This window comes from Agarivorans sp. QJM3NY_25 (genome assembly GCF_050870875.2).
Classification (GTDB): domain Bacteria; phylum Pseudomonadota; class Gammaproteobacteria; order Enterobacterales; family Celerinatantimonadaceae; genus Agarivorans.
Genome location: NZ_CP194041.2, coordinates 1643222 through 1656209, shown reverse-complemented (window position 1 = coordinate 1656209; position 12988 = coordinate 1643222). Strand labels below are relative to the sequence as shown.

12 protein-coding genes and 5 tRNA genes are annotated in these 12988 nt (G+C 44.3%); 6 read left to right on the top strand and 11 right to left on the bottom strand.

All coding sequences use genetic code 11. The features are described 5' to 3' along the window. Positions 1-369 precede the first annotated feature (369 nt). The 6 genes from ACRRSW_RS07645 to ACRRSW_RS07620 all read right to left on the bottom strand — a co-directional run bounded on the left by ACRRSW_RS07645 (position 370) and on the right by ACRRSW_RS07620 (position 1976). Positions 370-1011: a thiopurine S-methyltransferase gene (locus ACRRSW_RS07645; RefSeq protein WP_432461103.1), complete on the bottom strand. Its 642-nt coding sequence runs from the start codon at positions 1009-1011 to the stop codon at positions 370-372. A gap of 407 nt (positions 1012-1418) precedes the next feature. Next, positions 1419-1495: transfer RNA gene (locus ACRRSW_RS07640), tRNA-Pro, on the bottom strand. 44 nt (positions 1496-1539) lie between these two features. After that, positions 1540-1624: transfer RNA gene (locus ACRRSW_RS07635), tRNA-Leu, on the bottom strand. Between the two features lie 43 nt (positions 1625-1667). Further along, positions 1668-1743 (bottom strand) — tRNA-His (locus ACRRSW_RS07630). A gap of 33 nt (positions 1744-1776) precedes the next feature. Beyond that, positions 1777-1853: transfer RNA gene (locus ACRRSW_RS07625), tRNA-Arg, on the bottom strand. A gap of 46 nt (positions 1854-1899) precedes the next feature. Further along, positions 1900-1976, bottom strand: a tRNA-Pro gene (locus ACRRSW_RS07620). 519 nt (positions 1977-2495) lie between these two features. Here ACRRSW_RS07620 and ACRRSW_RS07615 point away from each other — a divergent pair. From ACRRSW_RS07615 to ACRRSW_RS07605, 3 genes are all read left to right on the top strand, one after another. Further along, a complete protein-coding gene (locus ACRRSW_RS07615; RefSeq protein WP_432453805.1) occupies positions 2496-4160 on the top strand; it encodes a putative transporter in 1665 nt (554 codons plus the stop codon). A 260-nt stretch (positions 4161-4420) separates the two neighbouring features. Then, positions 4421-5278, top strand: a complete 858-nt coding sequence (gene folD / locus ACRRSW_RS07610; protein WP_432453806.1) for a bifunctional methylenetetrahydrofolate dehydrogenase/methenyltetrahydrofolate cyclohydrolase FolD — start codon at positions 4421-4423, stop codon at positions 5276-5278. 98 nt (positions 5279-5376) lie between these two features. Further along, a complete protein-coding gene (locus tag ACRRSW_RS07605; RefSeq protein WP_432453807.1) occupies positions 5377-6105 on the top strand; it encodes a substrate-binding periplasmic protein in 729 nt (242 codons plus the stop codon). Positions 6106-6156: 51 nt separating this feature from the next. Here the strand turns inward: ACRRSW_RS07605 and cysS are convergent, their stop codons facing one another. Then, entirely contained in the window at positions 6157-7536 is a 1380-nt protein-coding gene (cysS, locus tag ACRRSW_RS07600) for a cysteine--tRNA ligase (protein ID WP_432453808.1), read from the bottom strand. 152 nt (positions 7537-7688) lie between these two features. Between cysS and ACRRSW_RS07595 the strand changes: the two genes are divergently transcribed. From ACRRSW_RS07595 to ACRRSW_RS07585, 3 genes are all read left to right on the top strand, one after another. Further along, complete coding sequence (locus tag ACRRSW_RS07595; protein WP_432459020.1) at positions 7689-8186, top strand: peptidylprolyl isomerase; 498 nt, start codon at positions 7689-7691, stop codon at positions 8184-8186. Positions 8187-8193: 7 nt separating this feature from the next. Beyond that, a complete protein-coding gene (gene lpxH / locus ACRRSW_RS07590; RefSeq protein WP_432453810.1) occupies positions 8194-8940 on the top strand; it encodes a UDP-2,3-diacylglucosamine diphosphatase in 747 nt (248 codons plus the stop codon). Between the two features lie 414 nt (positions 8941-9354). Further along, a complete protein-coding gene (locus ACRRSW_RS07585) occupies positions 9355-9951 on the top strand; it encodes a Yip1 family protein (RefSeq protein ID WP_432453811.1) in 597 nt (198 codons plus the stop codon). Between the two features lie 60 nt (positions 9952-10011). Here ACRRSW_RS07585 and rluB read toward each other — a convergent pair whose 3' ends face one another. From rluB to ACRRSW_RS07565, 4 genes are read right to left on the bottom strand one after another with little or no spacing between them, the layout of a single operon-like run. Further along, positions 10012-10872 (bottom strand): 23S rRNA pseudouridine(2605) synthase RluB, encoded by an 861-nt coding sequence (gene rluB, locus ACRRSW_RS07580; RefSeq protein WP_432453812.1) that lies wholly within the window; start codon positions 10870-10872, stop codon positions 10012-10014. A gap of 26 nt (positions 10873-10898) precedes the next feature. Next, on the bottom strand, positions 10899-11453 hold the full coding sequence (gene scpB / locus ACRRSW_RS07575) for an SMC-Scp complex subunit ScpB (protein ID WP_432453813.1): 555 nt from the start codon (positions 11451-11453) through the stop codon (positions 10899-10901). A gap of 2 nt (positions 11454-11455) precedes the next feature. Further along, positions 11456-12265 (bottom strand): segregation and condensation protein A, encoded by an 810-nt coding sequence (locus ACRRSW_RS07570; protein ID WP_432453814.1) that lies wholly within the window; start codon positions 12263-12265, stop codon positions 11456-11458. Further along, the gene (locus ACRRSW_RS07565) at positions 12265-12885 is read right to left on the bottom strand and encodes an L-threonylcarbamoyladenylate synthase (RefSeq protein WP_432453815.1); all 621 of its coding nucleotides are present in this window, start codon (positions 12883-12885) and stop codon (positions 12265-12267) included. Before ACRRSW_RS07565 ends, ACRRSW_RS07570 begins: the two co-directional genes overlap by 1 nt. Positions 12886-12988 lie beyond the last annotated feature (103 nt).

Sequence of the window (12988 nt, the reverse complement as noted above, 5' to 3'; positions counted from 1 at the left end):
AGTCAGCACCCTGCTGACAATTTACTTACGTAAACAATGGGTTGATAGCGGCCCGCAGTGGCGAGGCCGTTGTCCTCAATAATAAGGACCCATAATTTCAAAACGCCGCATTATAGCGGTGGTTTAGGCTTAGGTCGAGACTGATCGCTATATTATCCTTGATATCCACTAAATATTTGCAGCCGCGCACCTCTTAAGCCAATTTATGCAATGAAAAGCATCCATCTAATTTCGACGAGTGATGCTGAAAACAAACCTAAAGATACTAAAAAATCGGGCGGATATTCCCAAAGTAAACGCATAAGGTTCCATGCTCACAAGCTGGCCATAGCAAAATTCACCCATAATAATGACTTAAAAAGAACGATATCAGGGGTCGATACTAAAGAGCGGATGTTTTAATCGATAAAGCTTAGCCTGAGCAAGACCATTGGCAGGTACATCTTTTCCAGTTTCATCTTCTACATGTTGCAAACGAATCGAATAGTCTTTAAAAATAAGTGGCAGTTCTTGGTCGATATCAGCAGCCTGTTCCCGCTCAAGCCGACTGGAAAAATCTTCAATAGTGAGCAAAAATATATCCGCTTGATGAGGGATTAGTGTTGTCATATACGATGCATAGCGCTTTCGTATAGGCGAAGATAAAGCGGTTAACGCAGCCTTATCAAATACCATATGGACTTCCCCTAACAAGGCTTTTGTCAGCTTAAAGAAGTCGCCGCAAAAAATACTAATATTGTTACACTGCCAAAGGCTAAAGTCGCCGATATTTTTAATCTCGGGGCGCAATTGATGTTGTTTGAAGAAAGCTTTAACCGCGATAGGACTCAATTCTACCCCCACCACCTGATGACCACGCTGAGCTAGCCACAACATGTCTAAACTTTTTCCGCAACAAGGTACAAAGACTCGCAACAACTCAGGTTCAGGATAATCGGGCCAAAACCTAGTCAAGAAAGAATTGACCTGCCATTGATGGAATTGAATGTTTTTGTTTTTCCAGAGTTTCAACCATAAATGGTTGTCTGAACTAAACAAGTGTGGTCTCAGTTCCCACTCGCACGCATAACATAGAATAAAAGAAACGAGTCATGTAAGCCCTTATATATTATTGGTTTAACTGCAAAGAGCTCACATGCTAATACTGATTTTGACAGACGAGACTCTGAATCAGGTTGGGCTAATGTCATCCAACTAGCAAGCTTTAATTATGTCATTACACTTTCTGCTATTCCAAGTCCTTCACCAATATATACTTAAAACAACAGCGTCATCTTCAATTTACCAGTAGGCTCGGTAACCAGTCGTTCAATACAACACTTTTTAAACACTGATGATTGCTATGAAATAGCGATTAAATTGGAGGTCCTGAATTCAAAAACAAAAAAGCCTCGTCATTACGACGAGGCTTTATGTAGTGGTCGGTGATGAGAGATTCGAACTCCCGACCCTCTGGTCCCAAACCAGATGCGCTACCAAGCTGCGCTAATCACCGAATTTCTGGTAAATTTTAAGCGTTACCCACGCTGACACCAATAATGGTGCGGAAGGAGAGACTTGAACTCTCACACCTTGCGATACTAGAACCTAAATCTAGCGCGTCTACCAATTCCGCCACTTCCGCAAAACTATTTCGCAACACCACTGTGGTAATGTTGTCGAATAAATGGGGTGAGTAATGGGGTTTGAACCCACGACAACCGGAATCACAATCCGGGGCTCTACCAACTGAGCTATACCCACCACAAACTTTTATGCTAATTAAAGCATCTATATTGGCGCACCCTGTAGGACTCGAACCTACTACCTACGGCTTAGAAGGCCGTTGCTCTATCCAGATGAGCTAAGGGCGCATCTTTAGCGTCAATAAACCGAGTCATCTAACTAGGTTTTAAAATTTGGTCGGTGATGAGAGATTCGAACTCCCGACCCTCTGGTCCCAAACCAGATGCGCTACCAAGCTGCGCTAATCACCGATTACCTTGATATTATAGAGAATCTAACCCTCTGGTCCCACTCTTAACGAGCTTCGCGATGATACGCTACCAAGCTGCGCTAATCACCGATTACCTTGATATTATAGAGAATCTAATCCTCTGGCCCCACTCTTAACGAGCTTCGCGACGATACGCTACCAAGCTGCGCTAATCATCGATTCGATTCCAACACTGTTTGTGCCTTCAACGGAGGCGAATACTACCCACTTGAATGGTCAGCGTCAAACAGTTTTTTGGAGATATTTACCGTTTGGTTATAGCATAACCAAAATGGTTGCTATTCGGCAATATACCGCTGCTTAAATAGGCTATTTCTTCACAGGTAGGCACAAAGATTACTTCTCCGCCTTTACAAACTGTGAAGCGAAAGACACTTTTAAGCTAAGTGTTTCATGTCATAGTGATTTATTAATCCAAGTCAAAAGAAGTGACAAATTAAAGTTGTAGCCTTTTATCGTTATGTTAACAATTTTATCACGACTGCATGAAAGGAATCACATGAGCGAAGTAGCATTATCCATCTTGCTTTTATCAGCAGTTGCCGTGATTGGTCTCTGGTTTGGAGGCCTAAAAATACGCGGTATAGGCTTGGGCATCGGCGGTGTTTTATTCGGTGGGCTATTTGTCGGCCATTTCGTCAATCAGTTTGGTTGGCACTTAGACCCCCATGCGCTGCACTTTATTAAAGAATTTGGTCTAATTCTTTTTGTTTACACTATTGGTATCCAAGTTGGCCCCGGCTTCTTTGCTTCATTAAAAGCAAGCGGCTTAAAACTCAATTTGCTCGCAGCAGGAATTGTGCTCATTGGAGGGATAACCGCGGTATCCCTGCACTTTATTTTCAACTTACCACTCAATGTTTTTCTAGGCATTTATAGTGGTGCCGTCACCAATACGCCATCGCTAGCGGCTGGTCAGCAAATTTTGCAAGAATTGGGGATGAACGACCAGCAAACCACTCAGCTCGGTTTAGGTTATGCAATGGCTTATCCCTTTGGCATTTTGGGGATCCTGTTATCGATGTCGATCATCCGCTTGGTATTTCGAATTAATGTAGATAACGAAGCGGAACGTTTTGATAACGCCAAAGGCAAGAAGAAGAAAAGCTTACAAGACATCAACGTCATCATCCAAAATCCAAACCTTGATGGTTTGGCTTTCTCCCAACTCAATAAATTAATCGGCGACGAACTCATCTGTTCCCGGGTAAAAAGTAATGGCGAATTGAAAGTCCCTAGCCCTGATATGTTGATGCATAAAGGTGACTACTTACATCTCGTCGGACCAAATCGAACACAATTAGAACAAGCAACAATCATTATCGGTGAAGAAATTAACGAGTCATTATCGACCAAGGGCACATTGTTACGCAGTGAACGAGTCGTGGTGACAGAAGAACGCCTTCTGGGTAAAAAGCTTAGTGAACTCGACTTTAAGAATAATTTTAATGTGGTGGTTTCGCGCCTGCATCGCGCAGGTGTCGAACTGGTGGCCAACAAAGATTCTATCTTACAATTTGGCGATATTCTTAATATTGTCGGCCCTTCAGAAGATGTCGATAAGGTCGCCACGAGTTTAGGAAATCTGCGCAGTAAACTACAGCAAGTACAAATGTTACCCATTTTCATTGGCATCGGCTTAGGGGTGTTGCTAGGATCATTGCCATTAGCAATCCCTAGCCTCCCCGCACCATTAAAACTAGGTCTAGCTGGTGGTCCGCTCATTGTGGCAATAATTCTAGCGCGGATCGGCAGTATTGGGCGCCTATATTGGTTCATGCCTCCCAGTGCAAATTTAGCTCTAAGAGAAATTGGCATTGTATTATTTTTAGCCGTAGTTGGTATTAACTCTGGCGCTAACTTCATTGAAACCCTACTCGATGGTGACGGCCTCACTTGGATGTTTTATGGTGCCTTTATCACTTTAATTCCGCTACTAACCATTGGCCTGATTGGGCGCTATCTGGTAAAGCTCAATTATTTAAGCTTATGTGGCTTAATGGCTGGCTCTATGACCGATCCACCAGCACTCGCTTTTGCGAACTCAATTCATAGTACTTCAGGCGCCTCAGCCTTAGCCTATGCCACTGTCTACCCCTTAGTGATGTGTTTACGGATCTTATCGCCCCAAATCATCGCCGTATTACTCTGGGTTGCAGCCTAAGCCTTCCATAGCGCAACTTAGCCAGCTTTCACACTGGCTACTAAGTTGCCAATTCAATAACATTACTCTGGGTTGCAGCCTAAGCCTTCCATAGCGCAACTTGGCCAGCTTTCACACTGGCTAAGTTGCCAATTCAATTACAAAAGCCTCCGGCATTGAGCCTCGCCCCACGTTTAGCTTAAAAAACACTGACATTTATCTATCTAACATGCCAAAATAGCGCCATCTAGAATCGTCAATCACTAGTTAAAGAAGAATCGATGTCTGCACAAATAATTGATGGAAAAAAAATTGCCTTACAAGTTCAAGATCGGGTTGCGGAGCGAGTAAAGCAACGGATCAGTGAAGGAAAACGCCCGCCAGGTTTAGCGGTTATTTTGGTGGGCGACAATCCTGCTTCGCAAGTTTACGTCGGCAGTAAACGTCGGGTATGTGAAGCGGTTGGCTTTATATCAAAATCGATCGACCTCGACGATAATACGGACGAGCAAACCTTGCTCGCTGAAATCGACGCGCTCAACGAAGACCCTCTCATTGATGGCATTTTAGTTCAGTTACCATTACCAGAAGGTATCGAGGAAACAAAAGTAATTGAGCGGATCCGCCCCGATAAAGATGTTGATGGCTTCCACCCATACAACATTGGTCGATTGGCGCAACGAATTCCAGCACTACGCCCTTGTACTCCGAAAGGCATTATAACGTTGATTGAGTCCACAGGCGTTAGTCCCTATGGCTTAGAAGCGGTTGTTGTTGGGGCTTCTAATATCGTCGGACGGCCAATGACTCTTGAGCTACTATTAGCAGGCTGTACCACCACCACTTGCCACCGCTTTACCAAAGACTTAGAAGCCCATGTTCGTCGGGCTGACTTAGTCATCGTGGCGGTAGGTAAGCCACAGTTTATTCCTGGAGAATGGATTAAACCCGGTGCAATGGTGATCGATGTAGGCATTAATCGCTTAAACAACGGCAAACTTGCTGGTGACGTAGAATACGAAGTGGCTCGCCAACACGCAGCATTCATTACTCCTGTACCTGGAGGTGTTGGGCCAATGACCGTTGCAACTTTAATTGAGAATACTCTTGAGGCTTGTGAACAATTTCACGATCTGTAGTCGTTAAAGGCGAGTACTAACTCTCAGTATTCGCCTTTTTTTAGACGGTAACGACATACTTAAGCTAGTTTTATAAAGAGTAATCTTTGAGATAGTTTATGTTAGCCCGTTATTTAGTTGCACTTAGCTTGGCTCTCTCTCTTCACTGCCGCGCAGAGCCCATCTCCTTCGTAACGGAAAATCTGCGCCCATACAATTATGTAGAGAATGCCCATTTAACCGGGCTTTCAGTTGAGCTAATAAAACTCGTATGGCAAGAAATGGGACAAGCGCCTCAAGCTATCAAGCTACAAACTTGGGAAAAAGCCTATTATTTGCTTCAGCATCGACCCAATATGGCTTTATTCTTAACCATGCGTAGTCCTAGACGTGAAACTCTGTTTCATTGGGCATGTCCAATTACCCGCTCAAAAATCGAACTGGTCGCCTTAAGATCTCGGTCAATTAAAATCACTCACCTAGCGCCGCCCCCACCCTTATTATTTGGCGCGATGAAAGCCAGCGTAGGCGAGCAACTATTACTCAGTCAGGGGATCACGCCAGAACAAATTATATTTACTGCCGACTTTGAGAAATCGCTACGTCTGCTCATTCGTCGGCGCGTGGATGTAATCGCCTCGGAGCCAGAAGTCATCGCACAAACAGCCAAAGCATTGGGTTATGATGAGGAGTTATTTGAATCGATCTTTCAACTCGGTACGCTCGAAGGCTGTTATGCCTTCAGTCTCGGCACAGATCCGAGCTACTTAGAACGCTTTCAGCACGCTTTAACTCGAGTGACAGCAAGCCCCCAATACCAACAGTTATTGAAAAAATATAAGTTATAAAAAAGGCGGTCAAGCCGCCTTTTTAATGATAATCAATAAACTGTTCTACAACTAAGCTCTTCGCCACGTCGTCCCAGAAGCACCATCTTCAAGTACAATTCCCATCTCTGTGAGACGAGCGCGAGCGACATCTGCAGCCGCCCAGTCCTTATGATTACGAGCCTGATTACGCGCGACAATTAATGCCTCGATTTCAGCAACTTCGCTATCATGCTCACCCTGTAAAAAACTCTCTACGTCCTGGCCTAGAATACCCAACACGCCACTTAACTCGAGTAGCAAACTCGCATACTGTCCAGCCAACTCACTATCGCTGTCTTTTAAACGGTTCACATCTTTAGCCAATTCAAATAATACCGGAAGCGCTTCTGGCGTATTAAAGTCATCATCCATAGCCGCTTTAAACTGACTACGGTAAGCCTCTGCAAGTGCATCATCAATTGGCTTTAGCTCTACATGACGTAGCGCCGTATATAAACGCTCTAATGCGGAACGCGACTGCTTTAAGTTATCTTCCGAATAATTGAGCTGACTTCGATAGTGTCCAGACAATAAGAAATAACGCACGGTTTCTGGGTCGTAAACTTCAAGTACATCTTTAATAGTAAAGAAATTCCCCAAAGATTTAGACATTTTCTCTTTGTTGACCTGCACCATCCCTGAATGCATCCAGTAATTCACATAGTGGGTACCGTGAGCACAGCAGGACTGAGCGATTTCATTTTCATGATGAGGAAAGGCCAAATCGGAGCCGCCGCCATGAATATCAAAGACTTCGCCGAGATGCTTCATGTTCATCGCCGAACACTCGATATGCCAACCGGGGCGGCCTTTCCCCCACGGAGAATCCCACATCGGCTCACCAGGCTTAGCGCTCTTCCATAACACAAAATCAAGCGGGTTACGCTTATCTTCTCCCACTTCCACCCGTGCGCCGGCTTGTAACATATCCAAATTTTGTAGGCTCAACTTGCCATAATCTGCAAAGCTATTCACTTCAAACAGTACATCGCCACTCTCTGCCACATAGGCATGACCATTGGCAATTAACTTTTCAATAACATCGATAATCTCAGGCATATGCGTAGTTACCCGAGGTTCTACATCGGGACGCAGCATATTTAGTGCGTCAAAATCGGCATGCATGGCGGTCGTAAAACGTTCCGTTAGGGCTTCACAACTTTCGCCATTTTCCGCTGCGCGATTAATGATTTTGTCATCAACGTCAGTAATATTACGAACGAAATTAAGCTCGAAACCAGACCAGCGTAAATAACGAGCCACTGTATCGAAAGCCACAAAAGTACGCGCGTGTCCAATGTGACAATAATCGTAAATGGTAACGCCACAAACATACATACCAACCTTCCCTTCAATCAAAGGTTTGAAGGCCTGTTTTTTACGCGTCAAGGTATTGTATATCTGTAACATCTATATTATTTCCTGTTCCATTTACTAACTGTCGATAAAGAGTCACATTCTATCATTGCCGCCTAGGAAAAACAGCCGAATTAAGCGCGACGACTAGTCACTAAGCCAACGAAGGTTTAGAATCGGGGCACTAACGATAAAAAGGTAAAATAATGGTTACTTTACACACTAATTTTGGCGACATAGTCATTAAGCTATTCGAAAGTGAAGCCCCTAAAACCACGGCAAACTTTTTGGCCTATGCTAAAGAAGGTTTTTATAACGACACTATTTTTCACCGCGTCATCGATGGCTTTATGGCGCAAGGCGGTGGCTTCGCTTCAGGTATGGAAGAAAAAACCACTAAAGCGCCGATTAAAAATGAAGCGAACAATGGTTTATCCAACAAAACTGGCACCCTCGCGATGGCTCGAACCATGGAGCCTCATTCGGCATCAGCACAGTTTTTTATCAACGTAAATGACAATGCCTTCCTCGACTTTAAAAGCGAAACCAGCGAAGGTTGGGGTTACTGCGTATTTGCTGAAGTGATAGAAGGAATGGATGTTGTAAATAAAATCAAAGGCGTAGACACTGGCAACTTTGGTTATGTGCATGCCGATGTCCCCTTAGAAGAAGTGCTCATCACTTCGGTCAGCGTTGCGGAATAAGCGCTAAGTGCTCACCTATTTCATCTCTGATTTACATCTCAGTGAACAGCGGCCCGATATTATTCGGGCCTTTATTGAGTTTATTGAACAACAAGCCCCTCAAGCAGACGCCTTATATATTCTTGGCGATTTATTCGAGTTTTGGATTGGCGACGACGATCAAACACCGGTTGCTCTGCAAGTAGAGCAAGCACTGCTTGCTTTGGCAGAACAAGGCGTTCCGACTTACTTTATTCATGGCAACCGAGATTTTATGGTTGGCAAGGATTATGCGCGACGTTGTCGAATGATCCTACTTGAAGAAGAAGAAGTCATCGACTTATATGGTAAAAAGGTACTGATCCTGCATGGTGATACTTTGTGTACCGACGATCAGGGCTACCAAGAATATCGAGCGATCACCCAAAAGCGCTGGCTAAGACGTCTATTTTTGTTACTTCCGCTATTTATTCGGCAAATTCTTGCCAATAAAATTCGTAGCAAAAGTAAACAAGCCAACAAAAGTAAATCACTCGGTATCATGGATGTAAACCAAGGAGAAGTGGAGCAACGTTTTAAACAGCGTCAGATTGATTATATGATCCATGGGCATACCCACCGCCCAGACATCCATCAAATCAAGTTGGGCACCACCTCAACCATGTATCGCGTTGTATTAGGCGATTGGTACCAGCAGATGAGTGTATTACGAATCGACTCACATGGCTTGGATCTGAGTTCAGCGCAACAGCATCAGCAACTGAAACTAGACTAATATCTTGCCGCAATGCCACGCCTACCCACAAAGATTAAGTATCGCGCGAAACTTAATCTTTCACGGTCAATTTTAGTTTAAGCTAAACCCTTGTTATCACTACGATGCAGTGCGTGAACCACGCATAAACAGCGTCTTTCTCAAGCAACGCTTCAAATCTAATCTTTCACTCGTCTGTATAAATTTTTAGGTCATTCTCGTGAATTCAAATGCGGTTAGACAAATCGAATAACAAACGTCTGTCTGATTGATGATGTCATCCCCCCTGCATTAAGTGATTTGAAGCCTAGCGCACAAAAAAACTAAAGAACAATATTTATACAGAAAGAGATAATATGACTTGACGACTTCACAGACTTCGCGCATAACTTAATAGTAAATGTTGCAAACTTGTTAACTACCGAGGGTGAACATATGTTATTTAGTCATGTATGGGGCTTGGCTTCACATACCAAAGAAGAATGGCGAGACATCGACAAACACCATGAAGGAATTGGAGCCAGTTTATCTCATTTGCTATTGATGGCCCTCATTCCAGCAATCTGTGGCTACTTTTCCACGGTGCATATTGGTTGGAAAGTTGGCACAAATAGTTTTTCTCTAACCAGCGAAAGTGCCATCTTTATGTCCCTGGCGATGTATGCAGCCCTCGTGACGAGTGTCCTGTGCTTAGCTTTAGCTGCACAATGGATGGCAAAGACTTTTAATGCCGACACCACTTACCAGCAAACCTTAGAGTTATCGGCCTATGTCGCTACTCCTATTTTCATGGTGGGTTTCGCCGGCCTGTACCCTGAGCCATGGTTTGTGATGGTGGCAGGCTTAGTTGGCCTCACTTATTCGATCTACCTGCTTTACACTGGGGTTCCGATTATTATGCATATCCCAGAAGAGCGCGGATTTATCTATGCGAGTAGCTTGGTCACGGTTGGCTTAGTCGTTCTAGTATCGGTTCTCATCGCAACGGTCATTCTGTGGTCCACTGGCGCAGGGCCCGTTTTTGCAAATTAGAATCACAACTCATTGATAAACTACAGAACAAAAAAGCCCGCTCAGTGAGCGGGCTTTTTACTACTTCAAACGTCTACGTTTAGCCGCTTGACCTTGGGTTCTGGTGCGATGTTTACGAACCGACTTTCTGATACGTTGAGTACTGCGGACGCGATCAGCAACTTTAATCACGGTATTATCTTCTTTATTTAGTTGAACCAATTGACGTAAATAGTTCACTTGTTCTAATGGCATTTCTTGCCAGCCACTGCGTGGTAGTCCTTTCGGTAACGGCAATAAACCATAGCGAACTCGGATCAGGCGACTCACTTGTACACCTTGAGACTCCCACATCCGTCGCACTTCACGGTTACGACCTTCGCTTAGGGTGACCGAGTACCATTGGTTAATCCCCTCACCGCCTTGGCGCCTTACCGTGGTAAAAGTCGCCTTACCATCTTCCAGCTCAACGCCACTGCGCAAGCGATGGATCATCGCATCATCAACATCGCCAAATACCCGTACCGCATATTCTCGCTCAACTTCGAAACTCGGATGCATTAAACGATTCGCCAACTCTCCATCGGTCGTAAACAACAACAAACCAGAGGTATTAATATCCAAACGTCCCACCGCAATCCAACGGCCATTTTGTAGCCGCGGCAAACGTTCAAACACCGTTTCACGCCCCTCGGGATCATTTCTGGAACAGATTTCGCCTTCCGACTTGTGGTAGGCAAGCACACGACAAATGGTATCTTCAACCTTTTGAATCTGCACTGAGTGGCCATCAACTCGAACCTCTGCGCCTTCTTCAATGCGATCGCCTAACTTCGCCTTAACCCCGTTAACACTCACTCTGCCTGCATCAATAACAGCTTCCATCTCACGACGTGAGCCCAGACCGCTGCGAGCCAGGACTTTTTGAAGTTTTTCACTCATATTTCTTATCCGGATGGTAAAGTGCGCTAAGTCTGAAAGTCTTGCGGCAGTTTTTCAAGTAAAGATTGATCTAATTCTGGCAAATCAGTCAAATCTTTCAAACCAAAATAATCAAGAAAGGCGGTTGTAGTGGCCAGTAGACTAGGTCTGCCCGGAACTTCTTTGTGACCAACCACTCGGATCCAGCCTCTATCTTTGAGCACGCTAATAATATGGCTACTCACCGCAACCCCGCGTATGGCCTCAATCTCACCACGAGTCAAGGGCTGCCGATAAGCAATCAACGTCAAGGTTTCTAACAGTGCTCGGCTAAATTTAGGCGCTTTCTCCGCCCATAAATTAGCTAATTGAGGAGCAAATTCTTGGCGCGCACGAAACTGGTAACCACTAGCAGTTTCTATCAGCTCAATTCCCGAATCTTGATAACGCAAGCTCAATTCTTCCAAAATCATATTCACTTGAGCACGAGCAAGTCCCACATCAGCTAACACACTGGCTTGTAGTTCTTTAACACTCAATGGTCGAGCGGCAACAAATAATGCCGCTTCCACCAGTTTGACGAGATTTGGTTTTGCAGACATAGTTAATCACGCATCTCATTCACCAAAATAACTTGAATCGGCATTAAGGGCTGACTCTGCACACACTTGATGTAGCCTTCCTTAATGAGTTCTAAAATCGCTAAGAAGCTAACGACCAAGCCGCTACGACCTTCACTCTGGCTAAATAGCTGGGTAAATTCAACAAATTGATGCTGTTGCAAGCGCGCCAAAATATCACTCATTCGCTGCCGAGTAGATAGTTTTTCTCTTTTAATTTCATGATGCTCAAAATTACTAACTCGCTGTACAATGCGACGCATCGCTTCAATGAGCTCATCCATAGCCACTTCAGGATAAATTAACTTAACAGGCAACTCTGCAGGCTTAGCAACCGAGGCTAAAAAAATATCGCGCTGCTCACGTGGTAACTCATCCAGCCTGTCACTCGCATTTTTATACAACTCATATTCTTGTAAACGCCGGATCAATTCAGCTCTCGGATCATCTTCAGCTTGTTCATGTTCTTGCACTGGCAATAAGCAGCGAGACTTAATTTCCGTCAGTAAGGCCGCCATCACCAAGTATTCCGCTGCAAGCTCAAGTTTTAGCTGCCGCATTGCTTCCATATATTCCATGTATTGCTGCGTAATCGCGAGCACAGGAAGACGTTCGATATCTAATTTCTGCTTACGGATCAGGTATAATAGTAAGTCGAGGGGTCCTTCGAAATTCTCTAAAATAACCTCCATTGCATCTGGAGGTATAAATAAATCATTGGGAATATTTAACCAAGGCTCACCGTTCACGCTTGCTAAAGTTAATTGCTGAGTTGGAGAGGCCTTATCTAACATTACTCAAAAGGGGCGGTATCGCCCGAACCTCTGCGGATGATTTCCATACTATCTTCCGACAAATCAATCACTGTGGTCGGCTGCTCACCCAAATATCCACCATTAATAATAAGATCGACATGGTGTTCAAGCGTATCGCGAATTTGTTCAGGATCGGATTCGGTGTAATCGTTCCCAGGTAAAATAAGACTACAGGACATCAAGGGTTCGCCTAAGGCTTCTAGCATTGCAAGTGCGATCTTATCGTTAGGAACCCGAATACCGATGGTTTTGCGCTTAGGATTAAGCAAACGCCTTGGTACCTCCTTGGTTCCTTTAAAAATAAAGGTGTAGGCTCCCGGTGTATTATTGCGTAATAAACGATAGGCAAGATTCCCGACACGAGCATATTCAGATAATTCAGATAGGTCACGACACATCAAGGTAAAATGATGATTTTTATCCAGTTGACGGATCCTACATATTCGTTCTAATGCCGCTTTATCACCAATATGGCAACCAATGGCATATCCTGAATCGGTGGGGTAAATCACAACCCCCCCACTTTTGATCAACCCTGCAGCTTGGTTCATTAAACGCTGTTGTGGGTTATCCGGGTGAACATAGAAAAATTGACTCATAACTATTCCTGCGCTCTCGAGCGTCTTGAAGAATCATCGCTATTATATTCCTTCCAGCCACAGAGTGCAGGCTAAAGCTGTAAACAACTAAAAATAAACGCTT